Consider the following 21951-nt stretch of genomic DNA (forward strand, 5'->3'; position numbering starts at 1 on the left):
GTGGGTTATGGCTGACCGTGCGTAGCCCGTTTATTCCGCCCGATCTCGACGAATTAGCAGGCTGAGCACGAAAAAGCCGCCCAGACCGGCGGTGATAATGCCGATCGGCAGTTCCTGGGGCGCTATCAGCAGCCGGCTGAGCAGATCGCCGCCGCTCAGCAACGCGGCCCCCAGCAGATCGCACAAGGGCAGCATGCGTCGGTGCCGTATGCCGCACAATGGCCTGGCCAAATGGGGGATCATCAGCCCGACAAAGCCTATTACGCCGGTAAGCGCCACCAGCAAGGATGTGGCCAGCGCGCAGACCAGAAAAATTTCCACCCGTAGCCGGACCACCGCCACACCCAGCGATCGCTCCACGGCTTCGCCGGCCAGCAGGGCATCCAGCGAGCGCCAGCGCAGGCAAAGCAGGCCAAACAGCAACAGCAACGGCAACAGGGCGAACGCCAGATTATCCCAGCGTGCCAGCCCCAGTCCGCCCAGAGTCCAGAATAGCAAAGCGCCAGCGGCGCGCTGATCGCCGGAGAAGACCAGGTAATGCGTGACCGCGCTGAACAAAAATGAGATGGCCAGGCCACAAACGACCAGCCGGTCCGCGCCGCGCGTCGTTGGCAGTAAAAACAGCACGATAACCGCCAGCGCCGAGGTGATGCCGCCGGCAAATACCGCCAGGGGCAGCGACCACTGACCGAGGCTGTCGCCTAAACGGGTGATGATAAGCACCGCGCCCGCCGAGGCGCCGGAGGAAAGGCCGAACAAAAAAGGGTCCGCCAACGCGTTACGGGTCGCCGTCTGCAAATAGGCCCCCACCATCGCCAACTCGGCACCGGCGGCAGCGGCCAGCACGCTGCGCGGCACCCGCAGGTCGATGACGATACGCGCCACCATTTCCGGTATCCCGGTGGCCCGCCCCGTGAGCGCGGCGATCACCTGCGGCAGCGGCAGCCTGACCGTGCCGGCAATAATACCCAACAGCATCAGACCGACGACCAGCACCGCTACCAGGCAAAGTAGTGCGGTATAGCCCAGGCGTGAGGTAATCATGGGAACGCATCCGGGTAGAGCGCGCGCGCCAGCGACTGCACCGCGTCGATATTGGCCGGTCCCGGCGTTAATGCCTGGTACGGCAAGGCCAGATAGCGGTGCTGCCTGACCGCAGGGGTCAAACGCATGAGGGGGTGCGATTCCAGAAAACGGCGGAGCGTGGCCGCGCCGCCGCTGGCCTGATAATCCAGCAGGATGATGAACGCCGGTTGGCTCGCCGCCACGGTCTCCCAACTGGTGGTTCCCCAGCTCATCGGTAAATCGTCGAGAATGTTACGTCCGCCCGCGGCCGCGATGATGGCGGTAGGCATCGCGTATTTGCCGCTGGTAAATGGCTTATCTTCGCCGGAATCATAGACGAACACCCCCGGCGGTGGTTGTGGACCAATACGGCGCGCGATCTCGGCAAGCTGCGCTTGCCACGCATTGACCTGATGTTGCGCCAGCTCCCGCTTACCGAAAATGCTGCCGAGCGTGAGCATGTCGCGGTACAGCAAATCCATACTGGCCCGGGGCTGATGGGGACTGACATGGATACAGCTTTCGCTTAGCACCATCGTTTTAATACCGTATCGTGCAAGCGTCGCCGGTGTGACATCACCGCCCACTTTCATACCGTAATTCCAGCCGGCGAAGAAGAAATCGGGATGGACCGCCAGCAGGTTTTCCAGCGTCGGGTATTTGGGCGCCAGTTCCGGGATCCCGCCGCGCCTGAAAAGCCGGCGTCGTTTTGTACCAGCCACTGATGCCGGTTAAACCGACAATCGCCGGCTGGAGCTGGAGCGCGAATGCCATCTCCGCCATGTTCACATCGTTTATGACCGCCCGCTTTGGGGCCTGGTTAAACGTAACAGGCTGGCTGCAACGGATCACGGTCACCGGAAAGCCTGAGGCTGGCTCGGTTGCGGGTAACACAGCGGCGAAAAGCACAGCGGCGCGCAATAAGCTGTTCATAACGATTTCCTGTCAACGAGGTTAGGCGCCGGACGGCGCGGCAAAAAAGCGGACCGGTTGCCCGGTCAAAGGATGGGGCAGGGTATAGCTTTCCAAGCCAAATGTGGCCATGACGATGTGCGGCGCCAGCGCCACATCCGGCGGCGCGCAAATCACCATCTGCCACGACCGCAGCACCAGCACCCGATCGGCGAAAGGACTCACCAACGGCAAATCATGCAATACGGCGATGGTGGCGATACCCTTACGTCGTACCAGCATCAGTAACCGCTGACGCGCTAAGTGATCCAGATGGTTGGTCGGTTCATCCAATAACAGCAGTTGCGGCGTTTGCGCCAGCGCGCGGGCCAGCGCGGCTCTCTGGCGCTCGCCGCCGGATAACGTGCCGATGCGTGCGTGCGTTTGTCTGGCAAGACCGACATCGGCGATGGTAATGGCGCTGTCCTGCGCCGCCGTGGTATGCCCCTGATGCGGCAGACGGCCGAGCGCGACATAGTCTTCAACCCGCAATCCCGGGTCGGCCTCATCGTGCTGGGCAAGATACGCGATGCGATGCGCCCGCTGATGGCGGCTATAGGCCGATAGCGGTTGTCCCGCCAGCCAGATTTTGCCGCTGGTCAGCCGTCGTTCTCCGATCAAGGTTTTCAGCAAGGTGGATTTACCACAACCGTTCGGGCCGATGACCGCCAGCCGCTCTCCCGCGGCCAAGGCGATAGCGTTGAGCAGCGGCCTGCTCTCGGCGTTGCCTTATATCGCCGGCGGTGTAGCGGTGCTGATCGGCGGCCGTTTCTCATACCGCCTGGTGGTGCGCGGCGTAGATCCGTTCAAGGCGCGGCGCGATACCATCGCCGGCGCCGCGGTGATGACCGCCCTGGCGATGTTTATCACCGCCGCTTCTACCGGGCCGGCGCTGGCGGTAGCCCTGCTGGCGCTCGGAATGTTCACTTATAGCCTGTCTTCCGGTAATTACTGGACGCTGGCCGCCGAGGCCGTTACCTCGAAACGCCTGGTCGCCTCGGTGGGCAGTATACAAAACTTTGGCGGCTTCCTCGGTGGGGCCTGCGCCCCGATCGTCACCGGTATCGTTATCGACCGCTTTGGCGGCTTTGTGCCGGCGATCGTGGTGGCGGGTGCGATGGCGATGATCTCGGCGGTGATGTATAACATCGCGCTGCGCCGGCGCCTGCCGGTATAAAGGAGAAACCAATGACACAGTCTCTTCACTCCCGCCAGCCGGTGGCTATCGATGTGTTGGTGGTGGGCGCGGGATCGGCCGGCGTCGCTGCGGCGGTGAGCGCGGCGGAGGAAGGCGCCCGTACGCTGCTGGTGGACGCGGCGGGCAGCTTCGGCGGTACGCTCTGTCGGGGCAATTACTGGAACACAGCGCCGGCTTCCACAATCGGGAAGGGCATCAGGTGGTGGCAGGGTTCGCTCAGCGCCTGGTCGACCGTCTTAAGCAAAACGGCGCGTCGCCCGGTCATGTGCCGGATAATGTCGGCTACACCGCCACGCGCACGCCGGTTAATCATACCGAATTGATGCTGACCGAAGCGCAGTTTTTGCAGGAGGCGGGCGTCGGCCTGTGGCTGCAGGCGCCGCTGACTGCGGTGCAAGCGCGCGAGGATCGGATCCTGACGTGCGAGTTCGCCACCCCCGCCGGCCCCTGGCGCGTGACGCCGCAGGTCGTGGTCGATACCAGCGGCGATGCGGTGGTCGCGCACCTGGCGCAATCGGCTTTTCAGCCGGACAGCGCCGACGCCTGTCAGCCGGTGTCGCTGCTGTTTAAGCTGGCCGGCGTCGATTTCCGGCCGCTGATGGATTATGCCCGCCGCCACCCGGAAGAGTTCCGTCCGGGCAGTGTCTTTCCCGACGCGGCCGACGAACATGTCAATTTGTGGGGCTACACCTCGCTACTGCAGCAGGGACATCGCGACGGTCGTCTGAAGCTGCTGCGAAATGAAATGCACATTGCCGGCTGGCTGCCGCGTGGCGAACTGGTGGTGAATGTCACCCGGCACGCCAGCGAAGGCAGACCGGATGCCGAGCAAACCGGCGACGCCTGGCTGGCGCTATGCCGGCAGGTGATGGCGTTTGCCGGCTGGTTTCGTCAGTCGGTGCCGGGCTGCGCCCGCGCGTACGTCGCCGCCATCGGCAATCAGGTCGGGGTGCGCGAATCGCGGCGCGTGCAGGGGCATTACACCCTGACGCAGCGGGATGTGAAGCAGGGGGCCTGCTTTGATGACAGCATCGCCTGCGGCGGTTTTCCTGTCGATATCCACTCCTCCCTCGAGCCAGGATTATCCCATACCGATGCCGTCGTACGGGGTTTCGAGATAGCTTACCGCAGCCTGTTGCCGCTTACGCCACACAATCTGCTGGTGGCCGGCCGCTGTTTGTCGTCGGACCATGCTGCCAATGGATCGCTGCGTATCACCGCCACCTGTTTCGCCACTAGCGAAGCGGCAGGGGTCGCGGCGGCGTTGGCGGTAGGCCGGGGCTGTCTGCCGGCGCAGCTCCTCCCGGCGGCGGCATTGCGTGAGCGGTTGTTACAACGCGGCGCCATTATCAGTTTGGACAGCGCCTGCGCCTGATGGGGCGCGGGGCAGGTCAGGTCACGCCTGACCGTCAACGACAGGATGAGGGGTTATGGTTGATTCACACGCTCAGAGTGATGCCGCCCGCGGCAACGCGCCGGCGGAAGTCTCGGTGACGACCGCGCGACAGTTGCGGCTGACGCTGATTTCTTCCGTGGTCGGGACCGCGTTGGAATGGTATGACTTTTATTTGTATGGCACCGCGGCGGCGCTGATTTTTAATCACTTGTTCTTCCCCCAGCTGTCGCCGCTCAGCGGTACGCTGGCGGCCTTCGCCAGCTATGGCGTCGGTTTTCTTGTCCGGCCGATCGGCGGATTGTTCTGGGGTTATATCGGCGATAAGTACGGCCGGCGGCCGGTATTAATCGGAACGCTGGTGCTTATGGGCATAAGCACCACGGCGATTGGACTGCTGCCGGGGTATGACAGTATCGGCTTTGCCGCCCCGCTATTGCTGACCTTGTTACGTTTGCTGCAGGTTTTTGGCGCCGGGGCGGAGTTTAGCTCGGCCATCACGTTGAACGCTGAGAAAGCGCCGGCGCATCGGCGGGGATATTATGCCAGCTGGTCCGGCGTAGGCATCGGCTGCGGGGTGCTGTTGTCCGCCTCGGCCTTCGCCCTCGCGCAGCAGCTGCCGCAGGCCAGTTTTCTCGCCTGGGGATGGCGTATCCCGTTTTTACTCAGCATCTTGGCCGTGGTGGTCGGTGGCGCCATCCGTCTGTATGTCACGGAATCGCCGGTTTTCAATAAATTGGAAAAGAGACACAAGCTGGCCCGGGCGCCGTTTATCACCGTTTGGCAGACCCAGCGCCGCCACTTTTTCGTCGCGCTGGGATCGCGTATGGCGGAAAAAACGGCAGGCTTCTTCCTGCAGGTCTGGACGTTGTCCTACGTGACGCAAACGCTGCATGTGCCCAACGTTGTGCCGGTCACGGGCGTACTGCTGGGCTCCGGCATCGGCTGTATCACCATCCCCCTGTTCGGCGCATTGTCGGATAGGATTGGGCGTAAGCCGGTTTATATTGGCGGAGCGGTATTGTTCGGCGTGGGAATGTTCCCCTATTTCTGGCTGCTGAATACCGGCAATCCACTGCTGATTATCAGCGCCATGATCGCCAGCAGTCTGCTGCTATGGTCGAACGGCAATTATGCCGCGGTCGCCTGGTATATGGTCGCGTTGAGCGTCATTACCGTCGTGGCGCTGTGCTATGGACCCGAAACCCGGGGATGTTCGCTGGATGACCATTAAATGCCCGAACATCTTTACGCCAAATAACCCTGCTCTACAGGAGAATCGGTTATGAACGTCAGGGAAACTATGCCAGACACGCTGGCTGAACAGGCTATTTCAAACCATGAAATACGTAAGGTGGTGACCGCAAGCGTAATGGGGACCATCATCGAATATTATGATTTTACCCTTTACACCACGGCCACCGCGCTGGTGTTCAACAAGATTTTCTTTCCGGGAGAATCACCGTTAATCGGCTCCCTGGCGGCCTTTGCCACCTATTTTGTCGGCTATTGCGCCCGGCCGCTCGGAGGCGTGTTGTTTGGCCATTTTGGCGATCGCGTCGGCCGCAAAATCACGCTGATGATAACGCTGATGATCATGGGCATCGGTACGCTGTTGATTGGTTTAATTCCGCCGTATGCGCAAATTGGCGTTTGGGCGCCGGTGGCACTGGTGCTGCTGCGCTGCCTGCAGGGCATCGGCATCGGCGGCGAATATGGCGGCGGGATGACCATGGTGGTGGAACACTCGCCGCCCGGACGTAGCGGATTTTACAGTGCGCTGATGCATATTGGTGTGCCCGCCGGTTTTCTATTACCGATCATCGCTATCACCTTGCTGAATGCCTTCATGGATCAACAGACCTTCCTATCCTGGGGCTGGCGTATGCCGTTTTTGTTCAGCGTGGTGCTGTTGGGGGTGGGGCTGTTTATCCGTAGCCAAATAAGCGAACCCCCCGCCTTTAAAAAAATCCAGCGCGAAGGGAGTCAGGCCAGCGTGCCGGTGCTGGAGGCGTTGCGTCACCATCTCACCACCATTTTGCTGGGTATCGGCGCCAAGATTGCCGAAAGCGGACTGTTCAATATTTACGCCGTGTTCGCCATCAGCTACTGCGTCAATGTGCTGTCGCTGTCGAGCCAGGTCATTCTGTACGGGATTTTGCTGGCCTGTCTGCTGGAGTGCTTTACGCTGCCGCTGTTTGGCCATCTGGCCGACCGCTACGGTAAAAAGCGCGTCTATCTTGCCGGTATGATAGGCCAAGTGCTGCTGGCATGGCCGTTTATGCTGATGTTGGCCAGCGGGCATTTAGGTTTGATATATTTGGCGATCGCGCTTGGCCTGGAGCTGGGCCACGGTTCGACGTTTGGCGCGCAGGGCGCCTTTTTCTCCGGCCTGTTTCCGGCGCGGATACGCTACAGCGGGTTATCCCTGGTACAGCAAATTGGCCCCATATTGGGCGGCGGTCTGTCGCCGATGATTGCCACGGCATTGCTGGTCGGTTGGCACAACAACGGGCTTATCGCTGGGTATATGGCGTTAATGGCGGTGATATCAGCTCTGTGCGCGCTGCGGCTGCGCGAGGACAACGCCCCCACGGACCGGCTGTAATGGGTCCTGGCGGGTGTGGCGAAGAATAACGGATTGGCTTGGCGGCGACGCGGCAGAAAATCAGCCTGTGCCCGCGCGGGCGCCTTGAGCATTGCAGTCTGTGGTCGCGCGGTTGTGGCGGTCTTGCCTACTGCAAAAATCTCGCCACGCGGCCGCGAGCCTCTTCAGATCGGACGGTGAGCGTGGCGGTCGCTGTGGCCCAGGTCGCGGTCGGGGAAACACCGATCGTGCAGGCGTTTTTTCATCTTGGCCGTGTCCGGGAAACCGCCATCGCGCTTACGATCCCACAGCAGATCATCATTGACGGCGATTTGGTAGATGCCGCCCGTACCCGGCAACAAATTCACCGAGGCCAGGTCGGTGCTGAAGGTCTGCAGCAGTTACTGGGCCATCCAGGCGGCGCGCAGCAGCCAGTTACACTGTGAACAATAGTGGATAGTCACGACAAAGGGCGGATGCATAAGCGTACAACCTCATAATGGAAACCTGCTCCATCATTGATGCGCCGGCCGCCCCAAATCCGCCGCCAGGACGGCGCCGGCGGTACGCCGTTTTCTTCCAGCCCCTGCTGCACCAGCAGATAATCGCAGCCGCATTCATGTGGCCCGGCTCGCCCTCACCCGAATGGCCGGCATAAATGCGCCGACCTGCCACCCCGGTCAAATAATGCAGCATGCCGAGCTCCGATTCACCCAGACCGTCGGTCGCCAAGCAGTTCGGTGCCGCCAGCAGCGGCCGCAGCTGCACGAAAGGCTGATGATAACTGCGCGCGGCGTCCAGCCACGGCAGCAACAGCAGCAGCGCTACGCTCCAGACCGCCGTCATGCCGGCGGCCCAGGAACGCAGCAGATCCGGCCGCCGGTGGCAGGTGATGCCCGCCCACAGCGCCAACGCCAGACAGGCAAGCCAGACGCTAACGCCACCGGGTTGCAGCTAAAACCTGCCGGGCAGGTGGTGGTCAATGCCGGGCCACATCCCGTGCAGCAACCGCGGCGAACCGGTGTAGATAAGCTCTAACGCGGTGACGACGATAACCAGCAACAGCAGCAGAAACACCCCGTCCAGCGCGCGGGCCGCCCGCCGCTGGGCCGGCAGCAGCGGTAGTGCCAGCAGCGCCATGGCGGGCAGGAACGGCATCAGATAGATGTCGCGCATGGCGCCCGATGACAGTAGCGTCGTCAGGCCGACCACAACGTAGATCCCTGCCACGCACCGCGCAGGGTAGCGCCGTAAGTCCGCGCCCGGCTGGCACTCCCAGCGGCGGTGCGACAGTGCTCGGCGGGCCATCGCGACCACGCCGCTTATTCCCCCTTTTGCCAGCAGCAATGAGGCGGGCGCGCCGGCCAGCACGACAGCAAACACTCTGTCCAGCAGCGGGTTATCATGGCCGCACAGCGAGGTAAAGCCGACAAGCCGCCCGACATTGTTGACCCAGAACCATTCATAAAACAGCTCCGGCGCCGAGGCGTACAGCGCCAGTGGTCATGGCACTGCAAAGGGCAGCAGCGCCAGGACGGCGCACAGGAGAAACAGCACGCCGCGTCGCCCGCGCAGCGTCGGCTGCCACGGCAGGCAGCAGGCCCATGTGGCTAACAGGACGCCTGGCATCAGCAACCCTTTGGACAACAGCGCTATGCCGCAGCCTGCGCCAAACGCGGCGCCTTGTCGTAGCGTTCGGCCATTAGACGGCGTCTGCACGGTCGAGGCGGCGCCCATTAGTGCCGCCAGCGCCACCATGGCGCCCGCGAGCTGCCCGAGGTCGGCGGTGAATTTATGGATGTGCTCGGCCAGACCGAGATTGGCCACCAGCAGGGCAATGCCGAAAAAGCGCCAGGCCTGCGCCGAAAGCCGCGGCTGCGGGATTTCAGCGTACAGCGTCTTTAATGCGCGGCAAAACCCCCAGAGCGTGACCGCCAGACAGACCAGTACCGCCAACCGTGATGCCTCATGGGGCGCCAACCATGGAAACAGCCGTACGCACAGTGCGCCAAGCCAGAAAACTAGCGGCGGTTTTTCCATAAACGGATCGTCGCCGATGTAGGGGATAAGCCAGCGATCGTGGTTCACGGCGTTCCAGACGATGGCGAAGGAATAAGTTTCATCCTCCTTCCAGGGAAAGCGGCCGAAGGTCCCCGCCAGCACATAAGCGGCAAACAGGAGGTAGAAGCTGGCGCGAAACGCCGCTGGCCGCCACGGCGCGCCTGTCGACGGCGCAAGGCGAACGGACCGCGATAAACGAAGGTGTAGCGGCAGTGTGAAACGAGGAAATTTCATGGCTATGTCGTGACTTATCGTTATAGCCCGCAACGCTGGCAACCGTGGAAAGATGTTGTCGCAAGGGGGGCGGCCATGCTGCCTGGCTGTTCCGCCGGGGACGGAAAGGGGGGGAGTCTAGCGCGTCGCTTCTGAACAAAACCTCACAACGCCGCCGATGACGGTATAAACGCCAGCCGACGGCCGGGAAGCCAGACGATTGGACCGCGCAGTATGCTAAAGGGATAGTGCCGGAACCCGCACCCGGGCATACTGCCCGACGGCGAGGTCAGCCAGCCCCGGCACCAAGTGCGCCGTCAGCGATAATACACCGCGACGTATTGTCCTTGGATATGCTCGATATGGACTTGGGTATCGAAAATGTCGGCGATGACCGCCGGCGTCATGACTGCCGCCGGCGGCCCGCGATGCACAATGGCGCCATCTTTCATCGCGATGATATGGTCTGCATAGGCGGAGGCAAAATTGATATCGTGGATCACCAGCACCACGGTTTTACCGAGCGTATCCGCGGCCTGGCGCAGTTGTTTCATCATAGCCACGCTGTGTTTCATATCCAGATTGTTTAGCGGTTCATCCAGCAGAACATAGTCGGTGTCCTGACACAGTACCATGGCGATATAGGCCCGCTGACGCTGACCGCCCGAGAGCTCATCCAGATAGCGGTCCTGCAGCGGCGTGAGCTGCAAAAACGCCAACGCGGCGGCAATATGACGGCGGTCGTCCGCAGTAAGACGGCCGTGCGAGTAGGGATAGCGGCCGAAACCGACCAGATCATATACCGTCATGCGGCTGGTGAAATGATTCTCCTGGCGCAGGATGGACAGTAGCGTCGCAAGGGTTGCGCCCGGTGTTTTCGCCACATCGTGGCCGTCAACGCTAACGCTGCCGCCCTCCGGCGTCAGTAGCCGCCCCATGACCGACAGTAACGTGGATTTCCCGGCGCCGTTGGCGCCAATGATGGCGGTAATCCCGCCGCGGGGTAAGGTGGCGGTAATCTGGTTAAGAACGGACACATGGCGGTAGTTTTTCACCACCTTATCGATTTTTATCACACCGCTGCCTTTTTAATCAGCAAATAAAGGAAAAGCGCGCCGCCGACAAATTCAATCACCACGGAAAGCGTACCGGCCATATGCAACAGGCGCTCAAGAATCAGCTGTCACGCCACCAGCATCACCGTACCCAGCAGGACTACGCCGGGCAGGAGATAGCGGTGGCTGACCCTATCAGCGAGTAGGACAGATTGGCGACCAGCAGACCAAAAAAGGTCAATGGTCCTACCAGGGCGGTGGAGGCCGCCACCAGCAGCGCCACCAGCAATAAAATCAGCGTCACCCGCGGGCGATAGGCGATGCCGAGATTAAGAGCGGTATGGCGTCCAACTCAAAGCGCATACGCCAGACCACCACCGCCACGATGAAGATAATCACGGCGGCTACCGACAAAATCTCCGGCGTCGCACGGGTGAAAGTGGCGAACAGGCGGCTTTGAAAATGGCAAATTCCCCCGGCGACAGCAGACGCTGTAACAGCGTCGCCAGACTGCGAAACAGGGTGCCGCAAACCAGACCGACCAGTAGCACCCGATGCAAATTGACGCCGACGCCGCCGAGCAACCAACGAAATAATAACGACGAAAAGCCGACCAGCAACAGCGTCTCCACCGCAAATTTGCCGGCGGCGCCCAGCAACGCTAGCCCTTGCACGTTGACGAAAAACACCATCGCCGTCTGCAATAGAATAAACAACGCTTCCAGGCCCATGACCGGGGGCGTCAAAATGCGGTTATGGGTGACCGTTTGAAACAGCAGGGTAGCAATCCCGCCGGCGAAGGCCACCAACAGCAAGGTCGCCAGTATCTGCGCGCGGTGAACCAGGATGTAGCGGATATTGCCGTGCAGATTGACGGTCATAAATAACAGGATAAACGCCAGGGCCAGCAGCAACAGGCGTCGCGCCGGCAGGCTCAGAAGACGCCACCGGCCCGGGAAAGCGGTCCGCGACGACAAGGACGGCTCAGCGTACATGATGATCGCTCCTCATGATAAGCAACAGAAACACCCCGGCGCCGATCACCCCCAGAATGACGCTGGCGGGGATTTCAAACGGATAATTTATTAGGCGACCCAGCGTGTCGCACAACACCACCAGCGCGCTGCCGCCAAGGCTGACCCAGGGCAGCGTGCGCCGCAGATTATCGCCCAGCGCGATACTGGCGACGTTGGGCACAATCAGCCCGAGAAACGGCAGCACGCCGACAACCACCACCACCACACCGCTGACCACCGCAATGAGCGCCATACCGGTGAGCATGACCCGGCGGTAGTTCAGACCGACGTTAGTAGAGACGTCCACCCCCAGCCCCGCCACCGTGAAGCGATCGGCGATGAGGCTGGCCAGCACGGTCAGTACCCCGACGATCCACAGCAGTTCATAGCGCCCCTGAATGACGCCGGAAAAATCGCCGGATTACCAGCCCGCCAGGGATTGCAGCAGGTCGAACTCCATGGCTAAAAAGGTGGTGACAGCGCCGAATACCGCGCCCAGCATAATGCCGGTGAGGGGCACCATCAGCGGCGATTTCATGCGCATGCTCCCCAACAGCAGCATAAACAGCGCCGTGCCGCCGAGGGCGAACAGCGTGGCGATGCCCATTTTGACGCTCAGCGGGGCGCCCGGTGCGACGATCATCACCAGCAGCAGCCCCAGGCTTGCCGATTGTGTGGTGCCGCCGGCGATAGTCGGCTCCACGAAGCGGTTTTGCGTCAACATTTGCATGATGAGCCCGGCGACGCTCATGGCGCTACCCGCCAGCAACAGGGCCAGCGTGCGCGGCACGCGGCTGAGCAAAAAGATCTCGCGCGCGGCGGGACAGCTAAACAGCGTCGCCGGCAAAACGTGCCCGACCCCGACAAACAGACTGACGGCGATAAGGCCCAGCAGCACCGCCAGGCCCGTAAAGACGGTAAGGGGTTTAGCCAGCGTCAATTACTGCCCCGCCTGCGGCTGTGCCAGCGTTGCGCTGATCTTGTCCAGCAATTGGTCATAGCTCTGCAGCCCGCCGGCGATATACAGCGACGCGGCGTCAAAATAGACGACGTGTTTATCGCGCCAGGCCCGGGTGCGGTGGATAAGCGCATTATCCAGCACCTGCTGCGCCGACTGCCACTCGGCGCGGCCGATAGCGTTATCGCGATCGAGAACGAACAGCCAGGCGGGATCCGCCTGTGAGATAAATTCCGCCGTCACGATGCGCCCGTGCGGCCCGGTCTCGGTAAACGCCGTCGCGGGCTGGAAGCCTAACTCGTCAAACAGAAAACCAAAACGTGAACCGGGGGAATAGGCGGACATTTTGCCGCCGCTGACCATCACCACCATCGCGTTGCCGGCCTGCGCCGCCTGGGCTTTGATTTGCTTAATGCGGTCCTGGAAGTTATTCAGCAGTGTTGTCGCTTGCTGTTGTTTGCCGAAGATTGACGCCAATTGCTGCACGCGCTGGCTCATACTGGCCATGAAATGCTCGGGATCGATATCGAGGATAATGGTCGGGGCGATTTCGCTGAGTTTGTCATAGGCGTCATGGGCGCGCCCGCCGGCGATAATCAGGTCTGGCCGGGCGTTGCTCAGGGCTTCATAATCCGGCTCAAACAGCGTGCCGGCATTAAGATAGTCATGGCCGGTATATTTCGCCAGAAACGGCGGCAAGTGGCTGCTGGTCTGAGGCACCCCCGCCACGGGAATGCCCAGTGCATCGGCATTATCCAGCATCATCGGTTTTAGAATAATCACCTTTTGCGGATTAAGCGGTACCGTGGTGCTGCCTTGCGCATGGTCGATGGTCAGGGTGGCGGTGTGAGGCTTGTCGGCGGGGCCGTTGTCACAGCCGGTCAGTGTTAGCAGCGCGCCCAGCAACGTTGAAGCAAAAACGACAAATAAACGCATTTTCTCTCCTGGGAAAACAGTTACTCCGGTTACGGTTAATAATGTTAATAATTCGCATTAGCATCGATCCGCAAATCATACCGGGATTGCGCCGCGAAGACCAGCCAACCTTGCCTGCCAAAGCAGGGAAAAATACTTACCGCGCCCTGGCAATGGCATTATGGGGCCGCAGGCGAGTCAGGTGAGGAGAAAATTGACCAGTAACCACTGCGCGTACTAAAACAGCTGCGCGGACACGCTATCGATCAGAAAGCGCAGGCGTACCGGAAGAATTCCTGCCGACAGTGCCGAATGTGTTGAGAGTGCCGACAGTGTAAACAGCAAAAACATTGGCATGGTGGCAACAGGGCATAGAATACCGGCGGCGGTTGTTTCTCTGTGTGTTGATGGCGATGGGTGGCCTTGCATGTTGGCCTCGATTGCGCTGGCGTGCGGTGCACTTTGGTGGTCATCTTAGCGCCACATGCTCATCGGCATCACGGCGATAAACGGGTTCAGCGCCAGCGGCGGTTGTGAATCAATTACCTCATAAAAAAATGAATGGAAAGCGCCGCCTCAGCGCTGTTGCGCCAGGCGCTGCAGCGCCGCCTGATGGCTCGGCATATTCGCCGCGCCCTCGTGCTCCACGGCCAGAGAGGCGAAAGCGGCGGCATAGTGCGCGGCCTGCAGGAGATCTTTGCCGTTGGCCAAAGAGGCGGCCAACGCGCCATTGAACGAGTCGCCTGCCACGGTGGTATCGACCACGACGGCGGGTATCGCCGGCAGGTGGGTAAATTTGCCGTTTTCGGCCAACAACACGCCCTGACTGCCTAGCGTTATCAAGACGTTTTTTACCCCAAGGGTTAAAATAATTTTCGCCGCACGCGTGGCGCTGTTGATATCGGTCACTTCACTGTTTGCCAGCAGGCTGGCTTCTGTTTCATTTGGCGTCAGAATATCTACTTTCGGCAAATAAGGAATAATGTCCGGGGAATACGGTGCGGGGTTGAGGATCACCGTTTTATGTAACGTATGTGCCAGAGTGATTATATTACCGACCGCGTCAATATTATTTTCAAGCTGTACTAATAACACGGTGGCGCTGTCCAGCTCCGGTAATAATTCGTTAATTTACTCGGGGGTAATTGTTTGATTGGCGCCGGGAGCGCTGGATATCATGTTTTCACCGTCCTGCTCCGACACATAAATCACCGCGCTGCCGGTTGGATGTTCCGCGGTCTGATATGGCGTATAGGATTCTATGCCTGACGACTTGACATGATTACGGGCAAACTGGCTGAATTGATCGGTACCCACTTTGGCGACAAAATGCACTTTGGCGTCGTCATTGAAGGCCGCCATAGCCTGATTGCAGCCTTTACCGCCCGGGCCTAAAGTATTTTCCCTGGCGATAAGCGTTTCGCCGCTTTTGGGAAAACGCTCGACCCGCGCCACAATATCCACATTAAAGGAGCCGAGTATGCATACCTTACCCCGGCCGGTATGATTTTGCGTATCGCTCATAATCCATTCCTGCTCGCGATTAAGCGTTCTCAATAATGCGCTAATATTTCTTCTTGCCGAAGCACTGACATTCTCTTTGGCGGTAATAGGTGAAAGCCGGGCGCCGCCGTGGAAGCGAATACTAAGCCCTTCCTGTTCCAGGGAGGTTAAATCACTACGAACGGTTTCGCGGGTCACATTAAGATAGGATGCCAAAAAATTCACCGTCGCCCGGCCGTTCTTCCGAAGAAATCTATACATTTTTTCGTGTCGCGCTGCTTTATTAATCATCGTTATCTCCAGTACAGACAGTATCCGCAATGAACAGTAAAAAAACTGTGAACCGCCACAACTTAGGCGGCGGGAAACAAAAAAACAAAAATTTCTCCAGGGCACGAAAGCCTATGCCCAGCGGCACAAACGGTCCTGAGGGCGGGTGGCGCAGGCAAGGCCTCCCCCCGCCGCCGTGTCGACCGGGGCCAGAGGGCACCACCTGCTGCGCCCACCGGATCATGCTGAATCCACTAGCGGCTCTGGCCGCGTCCCGGACCTCAGCCTGCTGAGGCCGTTTGAGTCGATCGACGGGAGTGGCTGCGCGTGACGGCTGGCCGGGTTGCACCAGGGCGCGAATGCCTGAAGAAGCACGGCGTCAGACGGCTGAGGCGGTGTAAGACCAACGGCGGGGGTGGCTGCGCGTGACGGCGGGCAGGGTTGCGCCAGGGCGCGAATGCCTGAAGAAGCATGGCGTCAGACGGCTGGCGGTGTAAGACCAACGGCGGGGGCGGGGTGGCATCGCCACGCGACATAGAGAGGCCATCGGGAAATGCGCGGTAATTAGATTTGCCGGCGGCGATAGGCATCAGCGCAGATTAGTTTACCGAAGAAGGTCTGTTTGTTTTATCTTCCTCAACCTATACCGCGCGGCCATCCCTATATGCGCGAGGGGGATCAATTTTGAGCTTGATGGCGGCTGCTGATGGTCAACATTCGCGCCACCATGTGGCCACTTTTTAATATTTACAGCAAGACGGTGCTTTGTTTAGATGAGCCTAACCCGTCGTCCCCCTGGCAATGAACGGAACCTAACCATGATGAAAGCTCTGACTGAGCGGCAATACACCATTTTAAAACAGCTGATCTCCCATAATAGCTATCTGAGCCTTAACCGTCTTTCGGCAAAAACCGCAATTCCCACACGGACTCTCCGGCGGGACATTGCCGACATGAATGATAAAATGCAAGCGCAGGGCATTCAGGTGGTGGGTAAAAATGGGCGCGGGATCACAATTAAATTTGCCGATGTCGAGTCGGAGATTTCCGCGCGGCGTCTGTTTTTTAGCGAAAACGACGATTTCCACAGTAATGTACGAACGTTAAAAATTGCCTCCGATCTGTTAATGTTGTCTCCGCACAGTAGCTCGATTAGTGAACTGGCAGATAAATATTTTATCAGCCGGGCGTCTATTGTGAATGATTTCAAATCACTGGAGTCCTGGCTGCAGCAATTTGACCTGAAATTAATCAAAAGCAGAGCGGGGACCAGTATTAAAGGCACAGATTATAATATTCGCGTCGCCATGAAAGCATTGGTACTGAAGTCAATTTATGCACACCAGGATACGATGGAAAGTCGGTTGGACGAGGCCACACTTCGCGAACTTTCGGCCAAGTTTGGCGAGCAGGCTGTCCATTTTACCCTGCAACTGATAAGTTTTATTGAACAGCAGCTGAATTACATTATCAGCGATCCTTATTATATCAATCTGTTTACCCACATCCTGGTGCTAATTCACCGTAGCCAGTCGCCGCCGCCGCGGACCGATGCGCGCCCGGTACGGGTCAAGGTGCACGACCCACACGCCTGGCGCGTTTCCCTGGCGGTCATCGAACGCATCGAAGAGGCCTACCATACGACGCTGGTGGCGGAAGAGTCCTAATCGATTTATCAATATCTGGTGTCGTCGGGCAAAGCGGGAGGGGACATTTCGCCACACGCCGACCGGCCCGTCTCTGAGCGTGAAACGGTGTTCGCGCGAGCGCTGGTCGATCGCGTGTCCCGGCGCATCAAAGTGGCGATTACGCTCGACGAGGACCTGCTGCGTTCCTTGTCGTCGCACATCAAACCGATGCTTAACCGGTTGACTTACCATATCCGCATCAAAAATCCGCTGTTGCATGAGATCAAAACGGAATTGGGCAGTGTTTTTGCCGCCGTGAAGACCGTCATCAACCAGCTATGCCAGGAAGAGGCGCTGGACGAAATAAACGACGACGAAGTGGCCTATCTTACGGTGCATCTTCAGGCGGCAATTGAAAACAGTATTAAGGTCAAACGCGTATTACTGGTGTGCTCAAGCGGCCTGGGCACCTCGCAATTGCTGTCTGGACGCATCATCCGCGCGTTCCCGGACTGGAAAATTATCGATATCGTGCCAGGGAAGAATATCGCCGAATCCTTACAGCGCCACGAGTGCGATGTGGTGATCTCCACCATCCGGCTGGAGCCTCTGGAAAAACCGGTGGTGTACGTGTCGGCGCTATTTTCGGCGAAAGATATCGCGCGGGTCACCGAATGCCTGGTATCCGATTCAACCATTACCGAGAAGGGAGAAGACCTATGAATACCACTGTCGCCATTGATGACGTGCTGCAGGAAGATTGTATTATTCTCGATGCCGATTGCCAGAGCAAAGAGCAAATTATTTCGGCGTTGACCGATCTATTGTGCCGCAGCGGCGCCATCACCAATAAAGAGGTGTTTCTCAAAGATGTCTATTTGCGCGAGGAACAAGGCTCTACCGGATTCGAAAATCATATTGCCATCCCGCACGGGAAATCCGTCGCGGTGGCGAAAACCCGCATTGCCGTGGGGCGATTGCGGCAAAATATTACCTGGGAAACCATCTACGGTACCCAAGTGCGTCTGGTAATTCTATTTGCGGTGAAAGAAACGGACAAAAATGCCGGGCATATTAAAATTTTGGCCAAAATATCCATTTCGTTAGGGGATGAAGAGGTGGTGGAGAAATTGCTAAACGTCAAGCGCCGCGAGGAGATGTTTGCGTTATTGCTCGCCCACTCGGGCGCGTGACGCGCAATAACTCATAAACCTGAAACGTTGTTAACAAAGGTGAAAAAAGGTCGCGGTTTAGCCCGCGCACCGATCACAACCGGTAAAGTAGCAGGCGTACGCACGCGTGTTCGCCAACGCTGTGCCGCCAAATAAATATAAATAAAATCGTTTCCTTATTATTGGAGAACGTATATGAACATCATTGCTATTACCGCCTGTCCGACGGGTGTCGCCCACACCTATTTAGCCGAAAGTAATCTGAAGAAAGCAGCATCGAAATTGGGATTGTCGCTATTGATGGAAACACGAGGGGCCGTGGAAAGAGACTATATTTTCACCCTGGAGGATATTCGACAGGCTGACATTGTATTGGTCGCCGCCGACAAAAAAATCGATATGTCGCGCTTTGTCAATAAACAGGTCATCGACGTCTCGGTGACCCGTGCGGCCAAAGACGCCGAAGGGCTATTAAACGCGATTATCGCCGGCGAGCTGACGCCGCACCTGCTGCCGACCGCCCAGGACGGCGGCCGGACGGAGGCCAGGAGCGATGACGCCCCACCGCGCTCTGCCATTGCTGAAATCTATGTGCATTTGATTACCGTGGTCAATTTAATGATCCCGTTTGTCATCGCCGGCGGCATTCTTATTGCGCTGAGTTTTTCCTTTGGTATCACGGCGGCGACGCACATTTTAGCCCAATAGCCAAAATGCTGTCCGATATCGGCGGCGGTTCGGCCTTTGCGCTGGTGCTGCCCATTTTATCGCTGGGAATAAGCCAGTCGATAAGCGGCAAAATGGGCATGGTGGCGGGAGCAGTGGGCGGCATGATGGCGATTCATACCGGCTCCGGTTTCCTCGGGGCGCTTATCGCCGGATTTCTGGCGGGCTACATCACCAAACTTATCGTCGATTATGTCACGTTGCCGAAAGCCGTGGCCGGCTTAAAACCGATTTTAATCGTACCGCTGTTGAGCGTGCTATTGACCGGCGCGCTGATGGCGCTTTTGATCGGCGAGCCTATCAAAGTTATGCTGGGCTGGCTGACCGAATTTCTTAACTCGCTAGGCAATACCAATTCCGCCATTCTCGGTTTGCTGTTCGGCATGATGGTGGCATTTGATATGGGCGGGCCGCTTAATAAGACGGTTTGCATGTTTGCCATTGGCCTGATGTCGAGCGGTATCTACGGACCGATTGCCGCTTGCATGGCGGCAGGCATGGTGCCGCCGCTCGGCATTGCGCTGGCCACCACGCTGTTTCGCCGCAAATTCACCGAGCAGGAGCGCGAAACCGGCAAGGTCACCTATATCCTCGGCCTGTCGTTTATTACCGAAGGCGCAATCCCCTACGCCGTCGCCGATCCCCTGCGGGTGATCCCGGCCATTGTTGCCGGGTCGGGATTGGCGGGCGCATTGTCGATGATGCTCGGCTGCGCCTCCCGGGCGCCGCACGGCGGCATCTTCGTCATTTTCATTCCTAACGTCATCACCCATGTTGCCGGCTATCTGTTGGCCATCGCCGCCGGCAGTGTTTTGACCGCGCTGATTCTGCTGTGCATCAAAAAAGACGTTTCCATTCCCGTTAAACAAGGATAATACCGATGCTTTACAACATGACAGACTTACTCAAGGTTGCCCAAGAGCACAAATTCGGCGTGGACGCGTTCAATATCGCCAGCGCTGAATTCGGCCGTCTGGCGGTGGCCACGGCGGAAAAACTGGCGTCGCCGTTAATTCTTGAGATCCACCCGGATGAAATGGCCTTTACCGGGCCGGAATTTATCGGCTATCTGCGTACGTTGGCCATTCAGGCGCGCGTGCCGGTCGTTATCCATTTGGATCACGGCCGTACGCTGGAAGAGGTGATGAAAGCGATTTATGCCGGGTTTACCTCGGTCATGATGGATGCCTCCGCGCAGCCGTTTGAACAGAATATTGCGCTGACCCGCAAGATTGTGGAGATTGCCCATACGCTGAATATTTCGGTGGAAGCAGAGCTGGGAACCATCGGAATGATGACCGGCAGCGCGGAGGGGGGCAGAGAAGAAATTCTGTATACCGATCCGCAGGAGGCGGCGATTTTCGTACGTGAGACCGGCGCGGATACGCTGGCGGTGGCGATTGGCACGTCGCACGGGCTGTACCCGCGCGGCAAGCAGCCGCAACTGGATATTGCGCGTTTGCGGCAAATTCGCCAGGCGGTCACGATCCCGCTGGTCTTGCATGGCGGATCGGGTAATAAGGACAGCGAGGTGGCTGAAGCGATTCGTTTTGGCGTCGGCAAGGTTAATATTTCGAGCGATATGAAAAAAGCGTTTTTCGTGGCGTTGGAAGACGAGCTGAAACAGGGGGGACATGAGCCTAACGCGCTGTTCCTCAAGCCGATGCAGGCGGCGAGCGAGGTGGTGGCGGCGAAAATGACGCTGTTCGGCTCGGTGGGTAAGGCGGCGCTGTACCGCTAATGTGTAGGCCTGCATCCGGTCGCGGATCCGCGTCAACGGGAGGGGCGTTGCGGGCAGGTGATCAAGACCGACTCGTTGCCTTGCGACGTTAGCGCCGGGGCCTCAGCGGTGTCGGCGCGGTATGGGGCGGTCCGGTAATCCGCATCGGACCGGCGTGCGGCAACGTGCGGTGGCCGGCCCTGGCAGGGCGGGTGTCCCGTTACGCCGATGCAGGCGGCGTCAGGCCGGCGGCCGGACTTGCCGGGTGGAAATCGACCAGAAACCGGGCGCCGGGATCGGCGTTTTGCGCCGAGAGCGTCCAGGCATGGGTGCCGGCAATCTGCAGGCAAATCGCCAGCCCCAGTCCCGTTCCGCCGCCCTCGGTCTATATACCGCGCCAATAGCGGCGAAACAGCATAGGCAGATCCTGCGCGCGAATGCCCGGACCGTGATCGCGTACCGACAACCCATACGCCGTCATCGCCACCTCGACCCGACTGCCCCAGGGCGCGTGCTGAATGGCATTTTCCAGCAGGTTGCGTAGCAAAATGTACAGCGCGCCGCGGTCTGCCCGGATCGGGCAAGGCGAGGTCAGTTGCGGCGTTGCGAACGTCACGCCGCGGCTTTGCGCCAGACGCGCAAGTTTGGCGATAGCGTCCCGCACCACGACTGCGGCGTCCGTCGGCGCCATGGTATAATTATGGGCCTCGCTGCATTCCGCCAGTTGCAATAATTGCTGCACCTGACGGGACATGCCGTCGATATCGGCCATCAGCATCGCCCGATCTGGCGAATCACCCAACTCAATCGTCCCCTGCATCAACGCCAGCGGTGTTTTCAGCTCGTGGGCCACGGCCGCCAGAAATTCCTGTTGCACGTGATAACCGACGGCGAGTCGCTCCAGCGCCGCGTTCAGGGCGTTTATCATCGGCAGCAGTTCGCTGGGCATTCCCCGAGTCGATAGCCGGGTATGCAAATTACCGGGGGTAATGCTCGCGGCGGCCTGCGAGGCGGCGTGTAACGGTTTCAGTATGCGATTGACGGTATAAAAGACAATGATGATAAACACCGCCAGCGCAAAAAAGGTTGTCGCCAGCGCCACTTGGCGTGCGTTGTCGCCGTCGTTATGGGTCAGGGCCTGCTGGAAACGCTCGCTACGCGCAATTTGCACATAATAGTGCACCCTGGGGCCGCGTCAGAGGAAAGGTGGCGACGTGCAGCAACTGACCCTCTTGCATGATATCAAAGCGGGTCAGGGTGGGATCGAACGCCATCCCCGGCAGCGTAAAGGCCTGCGCCTGCTGCTCCGCCGGTAGCAGCACCTCCCCTTGAGCGCTCAGGACACGATACAGCACGTCTTGTTTCAAGGCGGCGAAGGCGCTGCCCAAGCCCCGTTGGCAGGTCAAGCGCAATGGGCTTGCCCGCGGCATCATACAATAAGCCATCGCTGACGTGCGTCGCATTGGAGCGGAAATCGGCTTCCAGTAGCAGCCGGGGAAAATGGGTCATCAAGACATAGG

General features: G+C 59.1%; 17 protein-coding genes and 8 pseudogenes. 11 read left to right on the forward strand and 14 right to left on the reverse strand.

The genetic code is table 11. The annotated features are described in order from the left end of the window. Positions 1-30: 30 nt before the first annotated feature. The 3 genes and pseudogenes from JZM24_RS13210 to JZM24_RS13220 all read right to left on the reverse strand — a co-directional run bounded on the left by JZM24_RS13210 (position 31) and on the right by JZM24_RS13220 (position 2649). On the reverse strand, positions 31-1044 hold the full coding sequence (locus JZM24_RS13210) for a FecCD family ABC transporter permease (protein ID WP_215670213.1): 1014 nt from the start codon (positions 1042-1044) through the stop codon (positions 31-33). Further along, positions 1041-1998 (reverse strand): annotated as a pseudogene (locus tag JZM24_RS13215) (ABC transporter substrate-binding protein). The gene JZM24_RS13210 and the pseudogene JZM24_RS13215 overlap by 4 nt, the downstream one beginning before the upstream one ends. A gap of 21 nt (positions 1999-2019) precedes the next feature. Continuing rightward, a complete protein-coding gene (locus JZM24_RS13220) occupies positions 2020-2649 on the reverse strand; it encodes an ABC transporter ATP-binding protein (RefSeq protein WP_246580056.1) in 630 nt (209 codons plus the stop codon). A 1-nt stretch (position 2650) separates the two neighbouring features. Between JZM24_RS13220 and JZM24_RS13225 the strand changes: the two genes are divergently transcribed. The 5 genes and pseudogenes from JZM24_RS13225 (at position 2651) to JZM24_RS13245 (ending at position 7215) form a co-directional block, all read left to right on the forward strand. After that, positions 2651-3193 carry an MFS transporter gene (locus JZM24_RS13225; RefSeq protein WP_215670215.1) on the forward strand — a complete coding sequence of 181 codons (543 nt, stop codon included), beginning with the start codon at positions 2651-2653 and terminating at the stop codon, positions 3191-3193. A gap of 11 nt (positions 3194-3204) precedes the next feature. Then, positions 3205-3417: pseudogene (locus JZM24_RS19215) on the forward strand (FAD-dependent oxidoreductase); the annotation flags it as partial. Then, positions 3417-4589 (forward strand): FAD-dependent oxidoreductase, encoded by a 1173-nt coding sequence (locus JZM24_RS13235; protein WP_312885014.1) that lies wholly within the window; start codon positions 3417-3419, stop codon positions 4587-4589. The pseudogene JZM24_RS19215 and the gene JZM24_RS13235, both read left to right, overlap by 1 nt. A gap of 55 nt (positions 4590-4644) precedes the next feature. After that, positions 4645-5841, forward strand: coding sequence for an MFS transporter (locus JZM24_RS13240; protein ID WP_215670221.1), 1197 nt, complete (start codon positions 4645-4647; stop codon positions 5839-5841). A 51-nt stretch (positions 5842-5892) separates the two neighbouring features. Next, complete coding sequence (locus JZM24_RS13245; protein ID WP_215670223.1) at positions 5893-7215, forward strand: MFS transporter; 1323 nt, start codon at positions 5893-5895, stop codon at positions 7213-7215. 164 nt (positions 7216-7379) lie between these two features. Here the strand turns inward: JZM24_RS13245 and JZM24_RS13250 are convergent. The 9 genes and pseudogenes from JZM24_RS13250 to rikA form a co-directional block, all read right to left on the reverse strand. After that, positions 7380-7676, reverse strand: a pseudogene (locus JZM24_RS13250) (Rdx family protein). Continuing rightward, entirely contained in the window at positions 7630-8106 is a 477-nt protein-coding gene (locus tag JZM24_RS13255) for a hypothetical protein (RefSeq protein WP_215670225.1), read from the reverse strand. Before JZM24_RS13255 ends, JZM24_RS13250 begins: the two are co-directional and overlap by 47 nt. 42 nt (positions 8107-8148) lie before the next feature. Further along, positions 8149-8577, reverse strand: coding sequence for a hypothetical protein (locus tag JZM24_RS13260; protein WP_215670226.1), 429 nt, complete (start codon positions 8575-8577; stop codon positions 8149-8151). A 120-nt stretch (positions 8578-8697) separates the two neighbouring features. Next, positions 8698-9489: an ArnT family glycosyltransferase gene (locus JZM24_RS13265; RefSeq protein WP_215670227.1), complete on the reverse strand. Its 792-nt coding sequence runs from the start codon at positions 9487-9489 to the stop codon at positions 8698-8700. 296 nt (positions 9490-9785) lie between these two features. Then, a complete protein-coding gene (locus JZM24_RS13270) occupies positions 9786-10544 on the reverse strand; it encodes an iron ABC transporter ATP-binding protein (protein WP_215670228.1) in 759 nt (252 codons plus the stop codon). Then, a pseudogene (locus JZM24_RS13275) lies at positions 10541-11518 on the reverse strand (iron chelate uptake ABC transporter family permease subunit). Before JZM24_RS13275 ends, JZM24_RS13270 begins: the two are co-directional and overlap by 4 nt. Continuing rightward, positions 11508-12473 (reverse strand): annotated as a pseudogene (locus tag JZM24_RS13280) (ABC transporter permease). Before JZM24_RS13280 ends, JZM24_RS13275 begins: the two co-directional pseudogenes overlap by 11 nt. Before the next feature lie 6 nt (positions 12474-12479). Further along, positions 12480-13433, reverse strand: a complete 954-nt coding sequence (locus tag JZM24_RS13285; protein ID WP_215670229.1) for a siderophore ABC transporter substrate-binding protein — start codon at positions 13431-13433, stop codon at positions 12480-12482. 555 nt (positions 13434-13988) lie between these two features. After that, positions 13989-15206 (reverse strand): annotated as a pseudogene (rikA, locus tag JZM24_RS13290) (putative transcription factor/ribokinase fusion protein RikA). Between the two features lie 797 nt (positions 15207-16003). Here rikA and JZM24_RS18745 point away from each other — a divergent pair. From JZM24_RS18745 to JZM24_RS13310, 6 genes and pseudogenes are all read left to right on the forward strand, one after another. Further along, the gene (locus JZM24_RS18745; protein ID WP_246580057.1) at positions 16004-16852 is read left to right on the forward strand and encodes a BglG family transcription antiterminator; all 849 of its coding nucleotides are present in this window, start codon (positions 16004-16006) and stop codon (positions 16850-16852) included. An 18-nt stretch (positions 16853-16870) separates the two neighbouring features. Beyond that, entirely contained in the window at positions 16871-17536 is a 666-nt protein-coding gene (locus JZM24_RS18750; protein ID WP_312885015.1) for a BglG family transcription antiterminator, read from the forward strand. Beyond that, the gene (locus JZM24_RS13300; RefSeq protein WP_215670230.1) at positions 17533-18006 is read left to right on the forward strand and encodes a PTS sugar transporter subunit IIA; all 474 of its coding nucleotides are present in this window, start codon (positions 17533-17535) and stop codon (positions 18004-18006) included. Before JZM24_RS18750 ends, JZM24_RS13300 begins: the two co-directional genes overlap by 4 nt. A gap of 174 nt (positions 18007-18180) precedes the next feature. Continuing rightward, a pseudogene (locus JZM24_RS19775) lies at positions 18181-18469 on the forward strand (PTS fructose transporter subunit IIB); the annotation flags it as partial. A 95-nt stretch (positions 18470-18564) separates the two neighbouring features. Continuing rightward, a pseudogene (locus JZM24_RS19475) lies at positions 18565-19586 on the forward strand (PTS fructose transporter subunit IIC); the annotation flags it as partial. A gap of 5 nt (positions 19587-19591) precedes the next feature. Continuing rightward, on the forward strand, positions 19592-20452 hold the full coding sequence (locus tag JZM24_RS13310) for a ketose-bisphosphate aldolase (protein ID WP_215670232.1): 861 nt from the start codon (positions 19592-19594) through the stop codon (positions 20450-20452). A gap of 364 nt (positions 20453-20816) precedes the next feature. Here the strand turns inward: JZM24_RS13310 and JZM24_RS13315 are convergent, their stop codons facing one another. Together JZM24_RS13315 and JZM24_RS13320 are read right to left on the reverse strand one after the other, a co-directional pair. Continuing rightward, complete coding sequence (locus tag JZM24_RS13315; protein ID WP_215670234.1) at positions 20817-21602, reverse strand: sensor histidine kinase; 786 nt, start codon at positions 21600-21602, stop codon at positions 20817-20819. Then, complete coding sequence (locus tag JZM24_RS13320; protein ID WP_215670236.1) at positions 21586-21837, reverse strand: hypothetical protein; 252 nt, start codon at positions 21835-21837, stop codon at positions 21586-21588. The genes JZM24_RS13315 and JZM24_RS13320 overlap by 17 nt, the downstream gene beginning before the upstream one ends. Positions 21838-21951 lie beyond the last annotated feature (114 nt).

Source organism: Candidatus Sodalis endolongispinus (genome assembly GCF_018777395.1).
GTDB lineage: Bacteria > Pseudomonadota > Gammaproteobacteria > Enterobacterales > Enterobacteriaceae > Sodalis_B > Sodalis_B endolongispinus.

Excerpts from the sequence above, each read along its gene's own strand:
- JZM24_RS13310 (WP_215670232.1), top strand. The coding sequence starts at position 19,592 with ATGCTTTACAACATGACAGACTTACTCAAGGTTGCCCAAGAGCACAAA.
- JZM24_RS13240 (WP_215670221.1), top strand. The coding sequence starts at position 4,645 with ATGGTTGATTCACACGCTCAGAGTGATGCCGCCCGCGGCAACGCGCCG.
- JZM24_RS13245 (WP_215670223.1), top strand. The coding sequence starts at position 5,893 with ATGAACGTCAGGGAAACTATGCCAGACACGCTGGCTGAACAGGCTATT.
- JZM24_RS13300 (WP_215670230.1), top strand. The coding sequence starts at position 17,533 with ATGAATACCACTGTCGCCATTGATGACGTGCTGCAGGAAGATTGTATT.
- JZM24_RS13285 (WP_215670229.1), bottom strand. The coding sequence starts at position 13,433 with ATGCGTTTATTTGTCGTTTTTGCTTCAACGTTGCTGGGCGCGCTGCTA.
- JZM24_RS13265 (WP_215670227.1), bottom strand. The coding sequence starts at position 9,489 with ATGAAATTTCCTCGTTTCACACTGCCGCTACACCTTCGTTTATCGCGG.
- JZM24_RS18745 (WP_246580057.1), top strand. The coding sequence starts at position 16,004 with ATGATGAAAGCTCTGACTGAGCGGCAATACACCATTTTAAAACAGCTG.
- JZM24_RS13210 (WP_215670213.1), bottom strand. The coding sequence starts at position 1,044 with ATGATTACCTCACGCCTGGGCTATACCGCACTACTTTGCCTGGTAGCG.